The following is a 671-nucleotide window of genomic DNA, read 5'->3' on the forward strand; positions in this document are numbered from 1 at the left end:
CTGCGCCATGACATCCGTGCCTTCAGCCAACAGATCTAGCAAGAAGCGCCTGCGCGTCGCCTTCCTGCTTGCAGACCGCTTCACCCTGTCCGCCTTTGCCAATTTCGTCGACGTTTTGCGGCTTGCCGCCGACGAGGCGGACCGCTCGCGCCCGATCCATTGCGAATGGACCGTTCTGTCCGACGACATGAACCCGGTCCGCTCGAGCTGCGGGGTCAAGGTTCAGCCTGACACCCGCCTGCACAATGCGGGAGAATTCGATTACGTCGTCGTGGTCGGCGGCTTGATACAGGAGGCTAGCGGCCTGTCGCCGCAAAGCATCGCCTACCTCAAGTCCAAGGCGGACTCAGGCGTACCGCTGGTCGGCCTGTGCACTGGTGTGTTTCTGTTGCACGAAGCCGGCCTTCTCGACGGTTATCGCTGCTGTGTAAGCTGGTTCCACCATGACGATTTCCTGGAGCGGTTCGAGTCCGCCCGGCCGGTTTCGGACCAGATCTTCGTCGTGGACCGAGACCGGCTGACATGCTCGGGCGGGCATGGTTCGGCACATCTGGCGGCCTATCTGGTCGAGAAGCACATCGGTCGTGTCGCCGCCACGAAGAGCCTGAGCATCATGATCATCGACGAGGCGATGGCCGGGGACGAACCTCAGCCCGGCTTTCGCAGCGATC

At 62.4% G+C, this 671-nt stretch carries 1 protein-coding gene; it reads left to right on the plus strand.

Features of this window, described 5'->3' with window-relative positions; genetic code table 11:
* Positions 1-671: AraC family transcriptional regulator (locus GPJ75_RS27130; protein WP_425483195.1), on the plus strand; the 671-nt coding region annotated here is incomplete at both ends.

The organism is Chelativorans alearensis, assembly GCF_010993735.1.
Lineage (GTDB): Bacteria > Pseudomonadota > Alphaproteobacteria > Rhizobiales > Rhizobiaceae > Chelativorans > Chelativorans alearense.